This window comes from Bdellovibrio sp. HCB274 (genome assembly GCF_047306075.1).
Lineage (GTDB): Bacteria > Bdellovibrionota > Bdellovibrionia > Bdellovibrionales > Bdellovibrionaceae > Bdellovibrio.
Genome location: NZ_CP178623.1, coordinates 2,025,967 through 2,045,561 on the forward strand (window position 1 = coordinate 2,025,967; position 19,595 = coordinate 2,045,561).

General features: G+C 46.1%; 12 protein-coding genes. 3 read left to right on the top strand and 9 right to left on the bottom strand.

Translation table 11 applies throughout. The features are described from left to right. Positions 1-4 precede the first annotated feature (4 nt). The 4 genes from ACLWNV_RS09940 to ACLWNV_RS09955 all read right to left on the bottom strand — a co-directional run bounded on the left by ACLWNV_RS09940 (position 5) and on the right by ACLWNV_RS09955 (position 7,432). Positions 5-1,654, bottom strand: a complete 1,650-nt coding sequence (locus ACLWNV_RS09940) for a hypothetical protein (protein ID WP_413584238.1) — start codon at positions 1,652-1,654, stop codon at positions 5-7. Beyond that, the gene (locus ACLWNV_RS09945) at positions 1,651-2,790 is read right to left on the bottom strand and encodes a hypothetical protein (RefSeq protein WP_413584239.1); all 1,140 of its coding nucleotides are present in this window, start codon (positions 2,788-2,790) and stop codon (positions 1,651-1,653) included. The genes ACLWNV_RS09940 and ACLWNV_RS09945 overlap by 4 nt, the downstream gene beginning before the upstream one ends. Before the next feature lie 5 nt (positions 2,791-2,795). Then, positions 2,796-4,469: a hypothetical protein gene (locus tag ACLWNV_RS09950; RefSeq protein WP_413584240.1), complete on the bottom strand. Its 1,674-nt coding sequence runs from the start codon at positions 4,467-4,469 to the stop codon at positions 2,796-2,798. Positions 4,470-4,690: 221 nt separating this feature from the next. Then, the gene (locus ACLWNV_RS09955) at positions 4,691-7,432 is read right to left on the bottom strand and encodes a zinc-dependent metalloprotease (RefSeq protein WP_413584241.1); all 2,742 of its coding nucleotides are present in this window, start codon (positions 7,430-7,432) and stop codon (positions 4,691-4,693) included. 107 nt (positions 7,433-7,539) lie between these two features. Here ACLWNV_RS09955 and ACLWNV_RS09960 point away from each other — a divergent pair, with 107 nt between their 5' ends. Beyond that, a complete protein-coding gene (locus tag ACLWNV_RS09960) occupies positions 7,540-8,961 on the top strand; it encodes a peptide MFS transporter (RefSeq protein WP_413584242.1) in 1,422 nt (473 codons plus the stop codon). Between the two features lie 157 nt (positions 8,962-9,118). Next, positions 9,119-9,886 carry a 4-hydroxy-tetrahydrodipicolinate reductase gene (locus ACLWNV_RS09965; protein ID WP_413584243.1) on the top strand — a complete coding sequence of 256 codons (768 nt, stop codon included), beginning with the start codon at positions 9,119-9,121 and terminating at the stop codon, positions 9,884-9,886. Between the two features lie 5 nt (positions 9,887-9,891). Here the strand turns inward: ACLWNV_RS09965 and ACLWNV_RS09970 are convergent, their stop codons facing one another. From ACLWNV_RS09970 to ACLWNV_RS09990, 5 genes are all read right to left on the bottom strand, one after another. After that, on the bottom strand, positions 9,892-10,548 hold the full coding sequence (locus ACLWNV_RS09970; protein ID WP_413584245.1) for a hydrolase: 657 nt from the start codon (positions 10,546-10,548) through the stop codon (positions 9,892-9,894). A 33-nt stretch (positions 10,549-10,581) separates the two neighbouring features. Then, positions 10,582-10,998, bottom strand: a complete 417-nt coding sequence (locus ACLWNV_RS09975) for a hypothetical protein (protein WP_413584247.1) — start codon at positions 10,996-10,998, stop codon at positions 10,582-10,584. Between the two features lie 197 nt (positions 10,999-11,195). Next, positions 11,196-13,346 (bottom strand): 3-hydroxyacyl-CoA dehydrogenase NAD-binding domain-containing protein, encoded by a 2,151-nt coding sequence (locus ACLWNV_RS09980; RefSeq protein ID WP_413584248.1) that lies wholly within the window; start codon positions 13,344-13,346, stop codon positions 11,196-11,198. A gap of 30 nt (positions 13,347-13,376) precedes the next feature. Then, entirely contained in the window at positions 13,377-14,720 is a 1,344-nt protein-coding gene (locus ACLWNV_RS09985) for a thiolase family protein (RefSeq protein ID WP_413584249.1), read from the bottom strand. Positions 14,721-15,226: 506 nt separating this feature from the next. Then, on the bottom strand, positions 15,227-16,216 hold the full coding sequence (locus ACLWNV_RS09990) for an HNH endonuclease (protein WP_413584250.1): 990 nt from the start codon (positions 16,214-16,216) through the stop codon (positions 15,227-15,229). Between the two features lie 1,051 nt (positions 16,217-17,267). Between ACLWNV_RS09990 and ACLWNV_RS09995 the strand changes: the two genes are divergently transcribed. Further along, the gene (locus tag ACLWNV_RS09995; protein ID WP_413587633.1) at positions 17,268-19,535 is read left to right on the top strand and encodes an NADP-dependent malic enzyme; all 2,268 of its coding nucleotides are present in this window, start codon (positions 17,268-17,270) and stop codon (positions 19,533-19,535) included. Positions 19,536-19,595 lie beyond the last annotated feature (60 nt).

Consider the following 19,595-nt stretch of genomic DNA (forward strand, 5'->3'; position numbering starts at 1 on the left):
CTAATTAATCCGCTAATTTCTGAGGCTTACCATAAATCACTTTAGAATTGTCTTCAATAAAGTGCTGAACGGTGCCCTCGTAAGAACCAAATTTGTTTTTACCCACGTACCCAGACATCCTCACGGTCCCAGCAGGGACTGTGACATCCACATAGTGAGTTGGAATATTCTCGATTGCCAGCTTTTCTTTAATCTGAGCTGGGTTTAAATCGCCAATAGCATCTTTGTTCATCATCCACCTGCCGTTTGGATTATTGATGCCCTCAGCGTAGTACCGGCGATAATGTTCTTCTGACAGTGTGGGTCCAATCGCCACTGGACGGTCCGCTACGAAGGGCGGCTCCCAATTGTCCTTTAGCCAACGGGCATTGACTTCTTTGCCAGTTCGAATTTCTTTAACATCCATATTATTGATCACAGACTCAAAGCGCCGGTCTTCGTTTACCACCTTAAGAGTGTCTTCGATTGCTTCGCGACTGGCGAATGACGTCTTCTTGCCTTCAATAGCTTTGGCCAGAATTTTCTCTTCGGCTGACAAGACCCGTGATTCCTTTTCCAGCATCTTTAGTACTGGAGTAAAAGCCTGGCGACTTGCGATAATAACTCCCAATGCCGCGGCAGATCTTTCGAGTGCTGAAAGCTTACGGCCATTCGGCAAACAGTTCGCTATCCCGGTGATCGCTTCACAGCCATCGATGACATCACCCACTGGCGTAAGACGCGCACCCATAGCCGCCATCTCTACCAATGTATTTGAATTCAACAAGTTTGCTACAACATTGCGACGCTGAATCGAATAAACGCCTGGCTCCCCACCGGGAGTCACGCCATTCAGCAAAGAGTCCCACATTTGAAATCCAGCTTCAATGTACTGTTTAGCAAATTCGGGATTCATCGCCTCCAGATCTGCTGTAATCTCAAGTGTCATACCACGCGCTTCGTCTGTAACTAGCGTCGCCTCTGCGACGATCTTAGAACTTTCGATTTGCACAGGAGCTTCTTCTGAATTTCCATTTTCAACAGGAGTATATTCTTTCAGCTGCTTTTCAGCCTGGGCGACGACAGCACGATCCTCAGGTGCCACTTCCGGAGAACTCAGTTTTGTAATTCGTTTTTCCTGAGCCTTGGCATAAGCCGCTGCTGAACGTCTTTCGCGTTCTTTTCGGCTGCGTTCGATCTGTGCCTTTAGCTGGCGGGCTTCGTTTTTGGCTTTCTGAATTCTTTGTTCTTTAATCTGCCTTTGAATGCCTGGGTCGGAACTGCAAACGGAATTTCCGCAGATACCTAGAGGTATTTTATCAGAACTTTTCCCATTGGGAGCCTGAAAGGTGCCGGGGATTCGAATCCATGGTCCGCTGGCACTAATGGAGAAATAAACGAGGTAGTCAAAACTGCATCCGTCAGTACCAAAACTGTAGTCTGCAGATATCCGGGTCGACGAACCAGCGCTTAAATGCTGACTTCCCAATGCCGCCGATGTTACACCCGTGGCATGGCTAAAAGTCATCAACTGCGCACCGTTTGCTGCCATATACGCTGTGAAATTATGATCCGATCTGGTTTCAGGAACCTGGATGCGAAGAAATCCATAACTGTTGGCGTGTGCAACTCCATTCAGCAGCAAGGCGAATACGAAGATCAATAAATGCCTCACTTCGCACCTCTACATGTGCTTGCTGAAACTTCCAGCTGCGAGTAATAAAGCTCCAAAGCCTTGTTGGATAACTTGGTTTTATCGAATTCACCAATTAAGTTAGAGCAGCCCAAAGATTTAAGTTTTGTTTCTTTGGCTCCAATACTAAGGGAAAGTGCCTTGCGCGCACGTTGAGTATCTTGTTTTTGCAGGTCAGCTGCGACTGTTTCAAGCTCTGACAATTTTTTTGCGATTTTCTCTGAAAGTGGCTTTTTTATTTCGCCAGGGACTTTTTCACCGACCTTGCTGAGTTGAAGCTTTAAGAACTCCAGCTCTTTAAGGTTGATTTCAATCACACCGAAATATTTTTCTTTACGAGATCTTTGAAGGGCTTCATCGAAGGCCATTCTTTTACTGACTGTGTTCCAGTACAAATCAGCCTTATAGATTTGTACTTGCCCCAGCATGTCGCCGTATGCGTTTTTATTCCACCTGTCAGTAAACTGGGCGGCAATTTTCTCTTCAGCCATAGAGATGGCTTTGCCAAACAGGTCATTGCTTTTAACCGCCAGATTCACTGACTGGGTGGGAACTTTTGAGGAATTCCAAAAATAAACCGGGAATTGCTGGCGAATTGATAGAATTGACTCTTGAATGCTGGGATCGACTGAAATTTTACCTGAAAGATAGGCGTAAGCCTCTTTCCCCACGACTTCTTCGTTCGCAGACAACAACCTTTTCCATTCAAACTTTAGACGGCCCACTTCAGTATTAAAATAAGCTCTATCCAGAACAGCCTCTCGTAAGACCGCAAGATTCTGCTCCAAAGAATTGGACGGCGAAATATCCAGAAGCTGTGATATTTTAAACGAAAGCTTGCGACGTATTGAAATAGCCTTATCCAGTGCAGCGTTGTGATCAACCAACATCTCGTCTAGCGGCTTCATCTTAGCAAGCATGGCTTCAAATTTAGCCAACTCGTTCAATTTGCCTGCTTCTTCAGATCGACACTTGGAAATTTCCTGTTCAAAATCCGCTACCTGTTGGTCAGTCAAATGACCTGCATTAAGATAGGCATCCAGGTCGCATTCAGCCATTGCCGGCGAGGCGACCATCCCAAATACTAAAAATATGGAAAGTAGTGTTAGTTTCTTCACCTGGATTACCTGCCAGTAGTGCGTCGGTTTCCTGGCTCGCTGGGCTTGGGCGCACCTTGATTCCATAGTCTGTTTATTGTTTCAGCGGTAGGGTCCAAAGTTTGTGGATCAAAGACTGCTGGAGGCATCGGAGCCACTGCTGGTTTCGCTTTCAAAGCTGCCTTTCGAATACTCTTTAAAACATCCTTGTGATCAGCGCCGTACTCAACGAAGGAGTTGAAAATGCTTTTGTATTCCTCACTTAAAGTCAGCACTACCATTTTTTGAACTGCATCCTTGCGATCGATACGATCTCCCGTTTCCATCGCTAACTGCATAACTTCCTCAGAACCCATTGCCACGGCTTGATCAGTGACTGCAAAAAGCAAGGCGTCCCGGAAGTCAGCTAGGTTGCCGCCGTTTTCAAGTTGCTCAATACTATTCAAAATCCATTCAACCTGTTTTAATGAACTTTTCACTGCCGCCGCCAGGTCGTCGACCAGCACCAATACTTCAGGACCATATTGATGATGAAGCACCGCTGAGGCAGCTTTTTTCAGAGCCGCTTCGACAACTTCTCCCTGCAAATTGTAGACACCAATAAAGCCATCCAATACACCAATTGACTTTACTCCCCGTTGCGGATCTCTAAAGTCGTCCATCATTCGCTTCGTATCCTCTTGCAATTGTCTAGAGCGCATTTCGATAAGAGCATTAAATATCTCGACAACCTGCGTATGAGAATCGCTTTGATTTTTCAGTGATCGTAACAACGAAGTCTCCGTAAGCTGATCAAGTCCCGCTTGGCGAATCATTCTCAGGACGTCGTCCTGCAATTGATTCGATTTTAGCATTCCTTGATAGTTGGAATTCAGCTGAACCAGCTTTAATAAGTTTTCGCGTTGCTGTTGCAGAAACTCCATTGAATAAGTCACATAAAGGTGCATCAACCGGAGTGCTCCGGACATGTTAAAGAATTCATTGAAGTAGGTATTTCGCATGCTGATCAGCATTGCACGAGTAACTTTAACGTCATTTAAACTGTTCTGAAACAGGACCTCAAAAAGTTTAGGGCTGGTTACATTCAAGGCATAATTGCTGCTCATAAACGAGGAACGAAGACTATTACGCTCGGTAACTGTCAATTTTTCCAAATAGATTCTGAGCAAATCGGAACTTACATTGACCATCCTATTTAGGAGGTACATTCTTTCGATCATATCTGCAGGTAGTTGCTTGCCGCTATAGGCGATATCCATTGCTCTGGATATCAGCAAGGCTTCGTTTGCATTCGATATCCAAAACATTGCCGTAGGATTGGGAAACAGCGCACCCGCCGCGGGGATGCCGTCTTGATGGGCATATTTCAGATCGTGGGCTTTGCCCAGCATTTGCAAATAATAAAGATTCTTCTGAACACAGTCGCTTTTTTCGTTATCTAAACTGTCGTCGCAGGTTACACAACTAATCGTTGGACCCAAATGCGAATTTCCTACATAGTCTACTGCACTAATCACCTGCACTTGAGGATTGATCTGACAGTAAGGCGAACGGCAGGTTTTTGATTTATCAATAATATAGTACGAACGGCAAAATCCTGCTGGTGGCAATTTTTCCCACCATTCCGCAGACGCATTTGTGGCAATAAACATACCTATGATTGCTATTGCAAAGGATATACAACTTTTAAATTTGCCCATCGAATCCTCACTTCAGGAATTTCAAGGAGCAAAAGATATTCCTCGCCAAATCACGATTAAGTCTCGGCCTGGCCACCTCACGTGTATAGCTTCCCAACGAGGAACAATTTATGGCAAAAGGTCTCACAATGAGACAATAAAGAATTTGTGCTTTATTTGAGTGTTCATTCTCCACTACGCCTTTGAGGTGGAGAATGAACTATAGAATTCTTTGAATGGAATTACTTAGCAGCCAGGGCCTGCAACGCAGCTACTTGAGCTGCGATCCAGGCAGCGGCTTTCGCGTCCACTTTACCAGCTTTAAGCAGTTGCTCTGCCAGGGCTGATTGTTCTTCGGCGCTGAGGGAATCAATAAATAGAACAGGATCTATTTGCTGCAAAAGCTCGTTGATTTTACCAGCCAAAGCACTTCTTACCTGGGCACGTTTCACTTCCAATGGGAAAGCCATGCCCTGGGATGAGATGATATTCATCAAAGACACGCGCTCTGCAGACGTCAGGAACGGCACTTCGATTTGTGCGGTTTTAGTTCCACCCTCGCCCACTGCCACGGTCAAAGTCTTTTGTGTGGCAAGAACCATATCTAAAGCCAGGTTACTTAAAATATCCGTGTCAGCCTGATTCAGCACTTCGCTTGGCAGGATCATGTTGATGATTTTATCGCCCTTATCAGTAGCAACGACTGCATTCACTGCAGGAAGAATATCCTGAACTGCTTCGAAGATGACTTTTCTGTTCAGGGTTTCAATCTTAACAAAGAAAGTAACGATCTTCTTTTGTTGCTCTTTCGTTAATTCGTATTCACGACCCGCCAGAGTTTTACCTTTGGCAAGAACACCACTTTCAACCAAAGCAAGCAGGTTCTTTCCAAACCAGTCCGTATCGATTTGCCCCTGGGAATTACGAAGCAAGCCGTTTAGCATCGCTGCATAGCCACCAAAACGATCAGGGATACCGTCCTTGCCTTGAAGAAACTTAGCCGCCTCTGCCAAATGCGCCAGACGAAGAGCTGCGAATGCAGGATCCTGACCTTTACGCGCATTCAAAATACCACCGCTCTTAGCAGCGTCCAATGAAACCAAAGACTGCGCCCGAACCGGCGTTTTACCCGCCATTTCAGAAGTCTCAAACAACACCTGCCCCACGAAAGGCAAATCAATCGCAGCCTTGCCCCATTTGAAAGTGTCGTTGATAACTGTATCCAGGTCATTGACCACTTCTGGTTCATCGCCCGGGTACATACGACCAATAATGGAAGCAAACAACACGTTGACCAGATTTTCTTTCTCGTCACGGCCATCCAGATATTTTCTAAGCAGCGGGTTGTTCCCGTTATCAAATCTCTCGCAACCATAGATGGACATTTTCTGACTGTTCGCCAGACCAATGTCTTCGTCTGTACAGAACATCGAGATCTTAGGATCTAAAGCGCTGTCATCTTGTGAATAAGCCCAGTCCATCGCCATTTTGTCATAGGAAAGTGCCGAGTGCTTGATGAACGCCGCATTCAAAACATCATCCACGCCGCTGACATAGTCCATGATACTTGTGGAGGTTTCCAAACCAGGATGTTTTGGATCTTTCAAATAAGTTTTAGCAGAGTCGTAGATTTCCTGAGTCGTCGCTTTCGCCGAGAAAGAGCCTGCGAAATTGTGACGAAGACCCAAGGCGTGACCCAGCTCATGGGCCACAGTTGCGCGCACGCTGTCTTGAGCTAAACGCAGACGTTGGGAGTCCGATGCCTCGCGAGTCAGTTTTTGCAAAGCCTGAAACTTGTGAGAGAAGTCACACGCGATAGCACCTGCAACCGGTGAACCACCGTTAAGTTGCACAAGCTCACCAGAACCCACTTTCGTAAATACGGAAGGCATGAACACCTGTGCACGCAGGATTTCACCTGTTAATGGATCAGACTGGCTGATCGCATAAGCGGCGCCCGCATCCAACCAGGTCACCCAGCGGATCATGATGCTGCGGTCTTTCGGTGGAGCTTGAGGGTCTACACCTGTTTCTACTTGAACAGCGTTTTTACCGAACACGATATTCCAGTAAAGAGCTGCCTCTTTCACTGCTTCCAGATACTCAGCCGGAACCGCAGAGGAAATGCGTACTGTGATCGGCTCACGCCCTTCAGAGATATCCCATTTGGAAATATATTTGATTGCGTCCTTGCTCATGGATGGACGAGCCAGGCGAGTCACGAAGAAGCCCACAGAACGGGACTTATCAGCCTCTTTGGATTGGAATTTGGATTCCAGGCGGTACGCGCGAATCTGGATGTTCATCGCCAAAGTTTCTTCGCGGGTCTCAACAGCAAGCTTATTGCCTGCAGCTGCCTGACCTACCAGGCTTTGAACTTTGGAAACCTGCTCAAGCTCAATCGCATTGTTATTGATTTGCACATTGCGCGTGAAAGAATCCTGAACCGGAATTGCGCTGACGGAACTTTCTGTCAGAGGGTCATTCATACCCGCGCCAGAGTCCACGTCGTAAGCGTTTTGCGCGATCAAAGATTTAAGGCCACGACCCCAATCAAACGTCAAAGTCGTTTCAGTTTCGCCGATGACCTGGAAAGTCTGAATCAGATTTTCAGTGTTCAGCTCTTCGTAGATGCTGTTGTAGTTTTGCCCCAGCAATGCCACGCGGCTGCCGTATTTTTCAAAACTTACAACTTGTGGTTTAAGATCGTACCATTGAGGTGTGGACCCGCCGGTTTTTCCAGATGCCACCAACAAAAAGATTTTACCCAAAGAGGATTTATTGATCGTCAGACAAGTGGCATTTTCGCAGCGAGCCGCAATCTCGGGAGATTGACTGGTTGGCAAAGAAAAAGAGTCCACAATCGCCTTGGGAGCCTGCTTTTTCTCTATGACAGCGTTCACATCAAAGCCGTTTGTACAGCCTGTTACAAGAACAGTTGTAAGCACCGCACCGAAGGCAAAAACACTCTTAAAAACTGACATTGAGGAGCCCCTCCATTTTTCAGGTGTCTTTATCTCAAAAACTTGCCAAGATCAAAAGTCTCATTAGAAAAAAGAAGCAATCGTCAACCTTATGTACAGAGAGGCCTATGGCTCAAACATCAGAGAAAACCCTATTTGGACATCCGCGTCCCCTGTTTACACTTTTCTTCACAGAAATGTGGGAACGATTCTCATTTTACGGCATGAGAGCGCTCCTGGTGCTTTACATGGCCCAATATCTTTTTATCGAAGCAGATAAGGGCAAAGATGTTTGGGGTTACGGAGCTTTGAAATCCGGGATCGAGTACTTTTTCGGGCCTCAATCTCCTCAAGCTTTGTCTTCCCATATCTACGGTTACTATATGGGGCTTGTATATTTTACTCCCTTTTTCGGCGGAATGATTGCCGATCGTTACTGGGGTAAGCGCCGTGCGGTCTATGTCGGCGGTATTTTGATGGCCATTGGTCACTTCCTGATGGCGATGGAAAGCATGTTCTTTTTGGCATTGCTGTTCATCATCGCGGGCAACGGATTCTTCAAACCAAACATCTCCACTCAAGTGGGTGACTTGTACTCTCCGGAAGACAAGCGCCGCGACGGTGCCTTCACTTTGTTCTACATGGGTATCAACCTGGGCGCGTTTTTCTCGCCATTGGTTTGCGGAACCTTGGGACAAAAAGTGGGCTGGCACTGGGGCTTTGGCGCGGCCGGCGTGGGAATGCTTTTAGGTCTTTTGGTTTACCACTTCGGTGGTAAGAATTTGCCATCCTCTGCACACAAAGTTTCTATCAAAGAAGTTGAAGCAGAAGCGAAAAAACCTTTGACGAAATCTGAGTGGACTCGCACGTGGGCACTAACCTTCATGTGTGCGATCACGATTTTCTTCTGGGGTGTTTACGAACAACAAGGTAACACTTTGCAAATCTGGGCGGATCAATCCACTGACTGGAATTTCTTCGGTTGGGAAATGCCTTCCACTTGGTACCAGTCCTTCAATCCATTCATCATCTTCTTGTTCGCTCCGATTTTGGACCGTGTTTGGATGTGGCAGGCTCGTCGTAATTCAGAAAACACGACAGCTATGAAAATGGCTATTGGCTGCTTCCTGGGGACCGCTGCTTTGGGCTTGATGTTCTTTGCTGCAAAAGCGGTAGGACCTGCCAAAGGCACACCACTGTGGCTTTTGGGATCTACATTCATGCTGACTATTGGCGAACTTTACCTTTCTCCGATCGGTTTGTCTTTGGTGACGAAAGTTTCTCCGAAGAAAATTGTTTCGATGATGATGGGTGTTTGGTTCCTGGCTTCCTTCTTTGGAAATACAGTTTCCGGTTGGATTGGCAGCATGTACGACAAAATGCCTAAGGAACAATTCTTCCTTTTGCTTGCAGCATTGGGGTTGGTACCAGGCGTATTGTTCTTCTTAAGCAACAAAGTACTGACGAAGTCTTTGAACATGGAAGACGAAAAAAAATCTGGCAGCGCGGGCTCCTCTTCAATTGGAACGCACGCCGAAGCAACAGTCTAACTGTCCGATAATACACAGGTGCGCACTGCGCATTGCGCACCTGTCATGTTGTTTTTATTCTGAGCACCTTAATTGAATAATATTTCTTCAAAGGGTGTGGAGACTTCCATAGTAACTTCCAAAGAGAGTAGGGTCGCTTTCTTTACAAGGGAGAGCTATGCCATTGAAAGTCGGACTGTTTGGATTTGGAAGAACTGGATCTATCGTCGCTAGTGAAATAGCCAAGGACCCTGCCCTTTCTTTGCAGTGGATCTGCCGCAAGAATCTGGAAAATACGCATCACTTTGCCAGTCGTGTACTGGGTTTTGACTCTGACTTTGCTCCTTTTGTTTCATTCAAAAATCTGACCGAGGAATTTCTGAAAACCAATCCTGTGGATCTGGTGATTGATTTCTCGACGGGTGCCACGACTCAGCTTTATAAGAAACTTGCCAATAACAAAATTAAAATCGTCAGTGCTATTTCCAACTATAGCGACCAGGAGTTAAGCTGCGTAAAGCAAGTCAGCTCTGAAACTTCTATTTTGTATTCCCCAAATATCACTTTGGGAATCAACTGGCTTTTGATGGCTTCGAAGGTTTTGAAAAGCATGATTCCTCACGCTGACATCGAGGTCGTTGAAGAACATTTTAGACAGAAAAAAGATATCTCGGGAACAGCCTTGAAGCTAGCTCGTCATTTGGATCTGGATCCGGCAGAACACGTGAACTCCATTCGTGTGGGCGGCATCGTCGGCAAGCATGAAGTGATTTTCGGTCTGCCCTACCAGACGATTCGCCTGACTCACGAAAGTATCAATCGCGCTGCCTTCGGTACTGGCGCTATTTTCGCAGCCAAATGGCTGCGCCACCAGCCCCAGGGATTTTACTCCATGGAGCAGGTGCTGCAGGAGTCTTTTAAACAAAAACTCCGCGAGATGCAGTAATTCAGTTACATCATTTCCGCCTGGCTGCGATAGCCGTCAGGCGGCGCCTGATAACGTGAATTTGCGTGCATGGCTCTATGCTCGGTGATGAGTGAACGGAACACCTCACGGCCTTTAGCAGCCATTGGTGACTTCCAGTCACGGAACCATTCAGCAATCATCGCAAGTGACGTGTTCGGAATTGCTCCCGCTTGAATTAGTCTTTGCACGGCCATTTCGTGTTCTTCCTTAGATTGTCCCGCAACGGCATCAACCACAAAGGTCACTTCGAAATCGTCCTCCAAGGCATCTACTACTGGGAATGCCAGACAGATCTCAGTCCATAAAGCGCAAAACACCAGGCGCTTTTTGCCGGTGGCTTTAACTGCCTTTAAGAAGTTTTCATCCTCCCACGCATTCATCGACGAGCGATCCACTTCCTGCGCGTCAGGCAGAATGCTTCTTAAAGATTTGATCGTGGGCTGATTCACTCCCATGTTGACTCCGACAGTGCTTAGAATCACCGGAATATCAAATGCCACGGCCGCACGGGTCAGCTCGCAGACATTGGTTTCCACTGAGCGAGGATCGCTCGAACCAATCCCCTTGAACATTTCCGGTTGATAGTCGATCAAAATCAGGGCGCATTCACTGGCGTCCCATGTGGCGCGATTGCGGCTCATTTGTAAACTCCTTTAGTGTGCTTGTTTGGTTTTTTATTTACATTGCACTGGCAGTGGTAGTTCCACGACTCCCTTGGGGGCTGAAAACAAAAGCAGCCTTTGGAAGTAGTGGATCTTGAGTGTCTCTTCGAGTTTTCCATCAAAGGCGGTTTGCGTGAACTCGGCCTGTCCGTTGTTGTCGGTTTCGGAAACTCCTGACAGGGCTCCCGCCTCCCATTTGAAGGAAGTTCTTTTCACCGGAATGGTGACTACATTCTCACCCTGGGGACGACAGGAAATCTGTACCAGATAACGGTAACCCATCGAGCGTGGACGTGCGCTGAAGACTCTTTCCACCGAGATAATGTGCTCGGATGAAGCTTGAGTCTGAGCCCGGGCCCCATTGTAAAACCCCAAGGCTGCCATGACAGCGGCCACCCATAACGCGTTTTTAAATATTTTCTTTTGCATGAGAACTATTGTCCGGGGAAGTTCACGAACTTCCAATGGGAACTGGAAAATACATACACCTGTCAGAGGTGTGTTTAGAAAAACAAAAGCCGAAGTATTTTGTACTTCGGCTTCGGTTTAGTAAGGTTAACTGCAAGCACTCACTTTCACAACCGGGCCCCTTGATTTCTCAATAAAGCCCTATTTCTGAATGGCGATTACTTGTAAAATTTGGCGTTTGATTTAGCCATGTTCGACAGTGGTGTCGCTGGCTTCAAACGTTTAGCATTGCGGCTGGAAGCATACATTGCCAATTGATCAGCAACGTATTGCGAGCCAATGCTGTCGGCGTACTTCAGCAAACCACCACGGAATGGCGGGAAGCCTGTACCCATGATCATACCAAGGTCCACTTCGTGTGGAAGCTCCACAATATGGTCTTCGATCAATGCCAGGGAACACTCATTCACCATCGCAAAGACACCGCGTTCGATGCACTCTTTGGTTTGGTGAGGATTGCTTGGAGTCCCCAAGCCCAATGCTCCGTAAACTGTCTGATCGGCGTCACCACGTTTGCCGTCCGGAAGATAAGTATAGAAACCCTTACCATTCTTACGACCCAAGCGACCTGACTTCTCCAAAGCTTCCATACAAGGCGCCATTTCGATGCGCTCGCCGAATGCTTTTTTGAAGATTTTAAGAACTTTAATACATACATCCAAACCGACTTCATCCATCAATTCGAATGGACCCATTGGCATACCGAACTCTTTTACGTACGCTTTATCGACAACTTCGATGCTCATACCTTCTTGCATCAACCATGCAGCTTCCGCCATGTATGGCAAAAGAAGACGATTCACCAGGAAGCCCGGGCCGTCTTTTACAACTACCGGCATCTTGCCCATTTTTTTCGTAAGTTCAAAGATGGTCGCAATTGTTTCGTCAGAGGTTTGCGCTCCGCGGATTACTTCCACCAATGGCATTTTGTTCACTGGATTGAAGAAGTGCATCCCTGCGAAGTATTCCGGACGTGGATGGCCTTTGGCCATTTCAGTCACAGAAAGTGAAGACGTGTTCGTCGCGATGATTGCATCCGGGCGCATTTGACCAGCGCACTCACCGATCACTTTTTGCTTGATACCCATGTCTTCAACGATCGCTTCAACCACGACATCCAGGTTTTTGAAACCGGAATAATCTGTGGTTACAGAAACAGCGTCCATTTTTTGCTGGAACTGATACTTGTCGATGGATTTACGTTTTACCAATTTCATCCATAGGTCGCTGGCGTGTTTCAAACCTTTACCCAATGCTTCAGGGCTTAGATCTTTCATGCGCACCTGGATGCCTTTATCAGCAGCCACATAAGCGATACCGCCACCCATGGTGCCGGCTCCCAGAATACCCAGGCCTTTAACGTCTTTTGGTTTTACTTCAACACCGGATACGCCCGTTTGTTTTTTTACCATTTCAGTCAAATAGAAAACGTGAATCAGGTTCTTTGAAATATCCGTCACACCCAACTCACAGAAGCCTTCACGCTCGATGCGCATTCCTGCGTCGCGATCACTCATACCATAAGTTTTTTGAATCACATCCAAAGCTTTTAGCGGCGCTGGATAGTGACCTTTCGTGGCTTTCATCACGCCTTCGCGGGCTTTCTTGAACACGATACCTTTTGCAGGGCCTTCAAGAACTTTATTTACCATGCCATTTGGCTGGAATTTTTTGCGACGTTTTTGACCGCCACCTGCGATGATTTCTTTTGCCCATTTGATCGCCTGCTCATCCAAAAGATTTTGGTGAACGACTTTATCAACCAAGCCGGATTTTTGTGCTTTTTTGGAATTCACTGCCTTGCCAGCAAGGATGATATCCAAAGACGCCTGCAAACCCATGATTCGCGGCATACGTTGCGTACCACCGAAACCTGGCAGGATGCCCAATTGAATTTCAGGAAGACCGATTTTCGTTGAAGAATCATCAGAGGCAATGCGGTAATCACACGCCATGATGAATTCACAACCGCCACCCATACACGCACCGTTTACGGCCGCGATAGTTGGCATTGGCAGGTCTTCGACCATGTTCATGATTTCTTGACCCGCTTTTACGGCGTTATTGAATTGATCGGGAGTTGTCATCCCTTTGATCTCTTCGATATCCGCACCGGCAATAAAGATTTTTGGCTTCATCGATTTAAAGATCACCGCTTTGTAGGAAGACTTGCGCAGTTCTTCAACCACGTCTTTCAGTCTCATCATCACCGGTGTTGAGAATTTATTAACTTTTTCACCCACCAGGTCGAACTCTACAACTGCGATTTCACCCTGAGGTTTGATTCTGATACTTTCAAGCATAGACATTTGTGTAACTCCTAGATGCAAATCGCTAAATTAGTTTTCGTTCTCAAGAATCATTGCTCCACCTTGACCGCCACCGATACAAAGTGTTGCCAAACCGTGCTGTACGCCTCTGCGTTTCATTTCTTTCGCCAGAGTCAATACGATACGTGTGCCTGTTGCGCCAACCGGGTGACCCAAAGCGATCGCTCCACCGTTAACGTTTAGGATGTCATCACGAATCTCGCCCACTTTTGCTGACAAGCCAAGTTTCTCTTGGGCAAACTTGTCTGAATCCATTGCCTTCTGACATGCCATTACTTGCGCAGCGAACGCTTCGTTAAGTTCTACCAGGCCGATATCTTTCATCGAAAGACCTGCACGCTTAAGAGCCAGTGGAGTTGCATACGCAGGCCCCAGTCCCATGCGCTCTGGTTCAAGACCGGCGAAACCGTAAGAGCGAATTGTTGCCAGAGGTTTGTAACCTGCCTGCTCTGCCTTTTCACGGGACATCAACAGAACCATCGCGGCACCGTCAGTGATCGGGCACGAATTTCCGGCTGTGATTGTACCTGTCGCTTTATCGAAGAATGGTTTTAGTTTTGCCAATGCTTCCATCGTTTGTGTTTCGCGAGGCCCGATGTCATCAGCGATCACTTCTTTGTATTCAGGTGCAAGGTAAACTGGAGTTGACTCTTCCTTCATGCGACCTTCTTTCATCGCCTTGGCTGCCAACTGGTGGGAACGCAATGCAAATCTGTCCTGCATCTCGCGGTTTAGACCCCACTCTTTTGCCAGGATCTCTGCTGTTTGACCCATGTTGATACCAACGAAAGGATCTGTCAGACCCAGCATCACGCCGATTTGCGGAAAATATGGATCTTTCATGTTGCCCTGAAGAAGAGCTTTGATTTGATTCACGTCAGCTTTGAACAACTGCCACAAAAGTGGAAGAGCTTGCTTTGGACCTTTCGCTGCGAAAAGTCTTTCGTAGATGTCCTGGAATTTTGCTGGCGCCAGTGTCGGAATTTGCGACATGGATTCAGTACCGCCTGCAAGGATCACATCCATCGTGCCGGATTTGATTTTTTCAAAACCGTTAGAGATAGATTCCATTGCGGATGCACAGTTTCTGTGAACTGTGTATGCCGACGTCTTCATTGGAATACCAGCGTTCAATGCAACCACGCGGGAAATATTCACAGCATCGGCTGGATTCCCGGTGTTACCTATGATCACCTCATCAACAGAATTTACATCCAAGTTCGTTTGCGCAATCAACTGTCGAAGCGCAACCTGACCCAACTGAGCTGGGTGAACTTTTTTAAGTTTTGTACCTGATTTAGCGAATGGTGTACGCACACCTTCAACGAGAACCACATCGCGTGGTGACTTCATAGAAAACTCCTGTTGGTAATTCAAATAACCACTGAAAATCGTACAGGTTTTTCATGTGAGGACCAAACACAAACGCAGAATAACTCTGCGAGGTCTAGTTTCGACATACTTGCCGCTCATTCATTAGGAGGTCGAGGTGATTTTTTGAGGAGTTTTATGGATTTTTCAGAGGTAATTTAGAGTTTCTGCTCTTTTTTAGATGAGGGAGTGGTCTAGTTGAATTGCGATCTGAAGTGTTATGTTTCACTAGCTTCATCCTTCATCCTTCATCCTTCATCCTTCATCCTTCAACCTTCTTACTTCTTTTCTACTCTTTCCCCTATTAGTTTCGAAAACTTCAATTCTCATTTAATGCTCCCTCTAACCTCCTTGCTCTCCCTCCCCCCTTACCTCTCATTCTTTTCCTTCTTATTCTTCAATTTCCGCTCCGAACTTTTCATTCTTCAAATTCGCTCACTCCCAAAACAGATTTCTCCGCGCTACCAAGAAAAGCTGCGTTAAGCAGCTTAGAATTTTGAAATCTTCATTCTTCGAGCTTCAGCCAAGTTGTGCGTTCGACACAAAACTCTAAAATTGGATTCTTCGTTCGATCCGCCTAAGGCAAGCGGCAACTTGTGATCAAACTGAAGTTGGTATTTGCTTGCGCAACGAACTCCATCTTTATGCGTGAATTCGCATTGATGATTCGAATTCTCAAGCAATCGTCTGCGAACAAAAACACTCAGGTACTTTCTTTCTGTGAATTTATTGGAAGATACTGCAGAAGTAGCTACATCCTTCTCTTGATTTTTAGTTATATCATCTGATTCCGCACTCGCTGGAAGAACCTTTAGGTTCTTTGTGCTATTTTCTAATTCTGAATTTGATTTGTGAATTCTTGTTCCCAATTTTTTCTGAATTTGCGCATTCGCCAAGTAAGAAATCAGTTCTGACCAAGTTGGATTCGGCAAAACATGGGAGAACAGTTCTTTCGCGTGATTCAAACTTTTCATTTGATCTTCTGTAAACGTAATTTCCATTCGTACTGAATCATTCTTTTGAGGCTTCACCACTTCGACGTCTTGAATTGGCAAATCGAACTCTGTCGCAAGAATTCTTTGCGTTTCATAACTCGATTTATTCTCCAACATAGCAATAACCGATTCAGCTTTCACAAATAACTGGTTAGGATCTTGGTTGGCTGTTTTCGAAAGGCATTTTTGAACTTGATTAAGCTGAGTTAAATTAATCTCTCCCGATTCAAGCGCCTTTTCAACTGACGGCACTTTCTTCAAGAGCCGAGCCGCTTGAATTCTGCGATAGGCAGCATCCTCAGAATAATGCAGATGACCAGTTAAATATTTAAACAGAGAAGTATAACCAAGATCCAAATACAATCGACGCGATTCCACTTCCACTAAATGTAGCAAAATCAAATGAGTGATTTTACGCTCACTTCGCGCCAGCTTTTCCATTCGCAGTAACAACTCAGAATTTGAAATTGAAACTAGATCCATTGTGCCTCCAAAATTTGGTTAACAACTTTTCGTTTCAAATCTTGTATCACGGGTTTTAAAATCAATATTTCGAGCGATTTAGCAACCAAACAAGAGCTTAAAAAGCACTATCGGAGCACTTTTTAAACGCCTGAGAATCTCCCGAGGTAAACGAATTCCACAACCGAAAGAAGCTTCCGGCATTAATCACAATCGGGGTTCTTATTGAATCCTTGGAGAACGAAAACAACGTCAATAACATTCTTAATTACACTTTAATTATGACACAGCTTTTCCGGGTAGCGCGGATTTTTTCAAAACATGTGCAAACCGAGAAAACACAAACATAGGTGTCTGGATGATATAGCTAAACACCATTTCAAATGACGATCTAAATTTCAAAAGCATGAAGTTAAAGGCAAATTTATAAGATGAAGTTGCATTGGATGTTTACAGGAGGAAGACCAAGTATACGAAATATATTAAGTCGACACCGGTCCCGCGGAAAAGATTGAAAAGAAAGATTGAAAAGAAAAGTTCAAAAAATGAGTTGAAAGAAGAGTTTGAAAACATGAAAAGAAACATCAAGAAAATACGCTCGAACAATAAAACACCAAGAACGATCCGAGATTAATAATTCATCCGAATGCTCACTAACGACCAACCCGAACTCCAAAGACTAAACTTCACAACCAAAAAAAAACCTGCTCCATAAGTACGCACTTTGCCCTCGCAAAAACCACCAGTTCCCAAAATCGACACAAACAAAGCCCCCACCCACTCAACTCCCCCGAATAAAACCCGTAAACCACCCGCGTCATCTCCAATTGCATAGTGCGACAATCAGCCCTTTGATTGACCCCCTAATGATGCATTTGTAGAGTAACTGCACTTATTTCGCGAAAGAGCTAAGGACTTAAAAGCCTTGGAAAATTTCTAAAAATTGAAAGACGCGAAGAAAGCACGAAAGGACGCATCCTTGGAAAAGAATTTGAATAAGAACTCAGACAAAGCACCCGAGACGAAAAGCACCACAAACAACTTCGACCAAGAAGCATTGATTTACCATAGCATGGGTAAACCAGGTAAAATTGAAGTTATCTCTTCAAAACCCTGCGTATCTGAAAAAGATCTTTCACTGGCGTACTCTCCGGGCGTGGCAGCTCCGTGCAAAGTGATCGCGAAAGATCCATCCAAAGTTTACGACTACACAGCCAAAGGCAACCTTGTGGGAGTTATCTCCAACGGGACCGCAGTACTGGGTCTTGGTAACATCGGCCCTCACGCTTCAAAACCCGTGATGGAAGGTAAAGGCATCCTTTTCAAACAATTCGCAGGCATCGACGTTTTCGATATCGAAGTGGATGCAAACGATGTGGATACATTCTGTAACGCCATCAAAACTTTGGAACCTACTTTCGGCGGTATCAATCTGGAAGACATCAAAGCACCAGAGTGTTTTGAAATCGAAGAACGTCTGAAAAAAGAAATGAAAATCCCTGTATTCCATGATGACCAGCATGGAACGGCAATCGTATCTGGCGCGGCCCTATTAAACGCCGTCTCCATCACAAATAGAAAAATGGAAAACGTGCGCATTGTAGTAAACGGTGCCGGCGCGTCCGCGAATTCCTGTGCGAAGATCTTTATCTCTTTGGGAGCACGCCGCGAAAACATCACGATGTGTGACTCTCAAGGTGTGATCTACAAAGGCCGTACCGCGGGCATGAACAAATACAAAGAATACTTTGCCGCTGACACCGAAGTGCGCACATTGAGCGAAGCTTTGCGTGGCGCCGACGTCTTCGTAGGTCTTTCTGTTGCAGGAGCTTTGACTCCGGAAATGCTGAAGGACATGGCTAAAGATCCAATTATTTTCGCGATGGCAAATCCAGTTCCGGAAATCACTCCTGACGAAGCAAGAACAGCACGTCCTGACGCGATCATCGCAACCGGCCGTTCAGATTATCCGAACCAGGTGAATAACGTTCTGGGCTTCCCGTCTATTTTCCGTGGAGCTTTGGATACGCGTTCAACGCAAATCAACGAAGAAATGAAACTCGCAGCGGTTCACGCCCTGGCGAAACTGGCGCGCGAAGATGTTCCTGATCGCGTTTCTGCAACTTACGGTGGTAAGACTTTCAAATTCGGTCGTGAGTATCTGATTCCAAAACCATTCGATACACGTGTACTTCTTTGGGTTGCGCCAGAAGTGGCGAAAGCAGCGATCAAAACCGGCGTTGCCACTCGCACAATCGAAGACTGGGATCATTACCGCGAAACTCTGGAAGCTTTGCAAGGACCTTCCAAAGTATTCATCCGTTCAGCGATCAACCGCGTTCATCAGAATGCAACAGCGATGGGCGGAGAGCTTCCACGCATCGTTTTCCCTGAAGGCACAAGTTCCAAAGTTCTAAAAGCTTTGGCAACATTGGTAGAGGAAAAAATCTGTCAGCCAATTCTTTTGGGCTATCCAGACCGAGTAAAAGAAAAAATCCAGGCCCTGGATATCCCGGCGCTAAATGACGTTCCGGTGATTCATCCTGCGACGTATCCGAAGTTCTTTAAATACGTTGAGAAGCTTTACAACCTAAGACAACGCAAGGGCATCAACATGCGCGAAGCAGAACGTCTGATGGCTGACCCTAACTACTTTGCCGCAATGATGGTGATGATGGGTGAAGCTGACGGTGTCGTGAACGGCGCCTCTGTGAACTATGCAGACGCGGTAAAACCAATTCTGCAAACTGTGGGAGTCTACCAAGGCGGTGTTCCAGCGGGCTTGAACTTCATCTTGCTGGAAGACAAATTCCTGGTATTGGCAGATACGACTGTGAACTTGAACCCAACTGCTGAACAATGCGCGCAAATCGCGTTGCAGGCAGCGAAAGTGGTCGAGTACTTTGGTATCGAGCCTAAGATCGCAATGCTTTCTTACTCGAACTTTAGCGGTGCCGAAGGCACTCCATGCAAAATGAAGAGTGCTGCTGAAATCGTTAAAAAGCTTCGCCCCGGCTTGATGGTCGATGGAGATATGCAAGCCGACACGGCGGTGAATCCAGAAATCATGGAAAGACTATTCCCGTTCTCTGATCTTAAGGGTGGGGCGAATGTCCTGATCTTCCCTAACCTGGAAGCTTCAAACATTGCTTACAAACTTATCCAACAGGTTGGAAAAGTGGAAGTGATCGGACCATTCCTGACAGGAGTTCGCAGATCTTGTAACGTTTTGCAAAGAACGACAACTGTGGATGGTATCGTGAATTCTGTCGTGTTCACGGCTTTGGAAGCGCAATTCATCAAAGATGTTTTGAAAGCGCGCCACGCAGCCAAGCAATAAACTGCAGCGAAAACATAATTCCCCAAAAAAGGCCTGTGGTAAAACACAGGCCTTTTTTTT

Bases quoted from the DNA above. Each gene is read 5' to 3' on its own strand.
- ACLWNV_RS09950 (WP_413584240.1), bottom strand. From the start codon at position 4,469: ATGGGCAAATTTAAAAGTTGTATATCCTTTGCAATAGCAATCATAGGT.
- ACLWNV_RS09955 (WP_413584241.1), bottom strand. From the start codon at position 7,432: ATGTCAGTTTTTAAGAGTGTTTTTGCCTTCGGTGCGGTGCTTACAACT.
- ACLWNV_RS09960 (WP_413584242.1), top strand. From the start codon at position 7,540: ATGGCTCAAACATCAGAGAAAACCCTATTTGGACATCCGCGTCCCCTG.
- ACLWNV_RS09965 (WP_413584243.1), top strand. From the start codon at position 9,119: ATGCCATTGAAAGTCGGACTGTTTGGATTTGGAAGAACTGGATCTATC.
- ACLWNV_RS09970 (WP_413584245.1), bottom strand. From the start codon at position 10,548: ATGAGCCGCAATCGCGCCACATGGGACGCCAGTGAATGCGCCCTGATT.
- ACLWNV_RS09975 (WP_413584247.1), bottom strand. From the start codon at position 10,998: ATGCAAAAGAAAATATTTAAAAACGCGTTATGGGTGGCCGCTGTCATG.
- ACLWNV_RS09980 (WP_413584248.1), bottom strand. From the start codon at position 13,346: ATGTCTATGCTTGAAAGTATCAGAATCAAACCTCAGGGTGAAATCGCA.
- ACLWNV_RS09985 (WP_413584249.1), bottom strand. From the start codon at position 14,720: ATGAAGTCACCACGCGATGTGGTTCTCGTTGAAGGTGTGCGTACACCA.
- ACLWNV_RS09990 (WP_413584250.1), bottom strand. From the start codon at position 16,216: ATGGATCTAGTTTCAATTTCAAATTCTGAGTTGTTACTGCGAATGGAA.
- ACLWNV_RS09995 (WP_413587633.1), top strand. From the start codon at position 17,268: ATGGGTAAACCAGGTAAAATTGAAGTTATCTCTTCAAAACCCTGCGTA.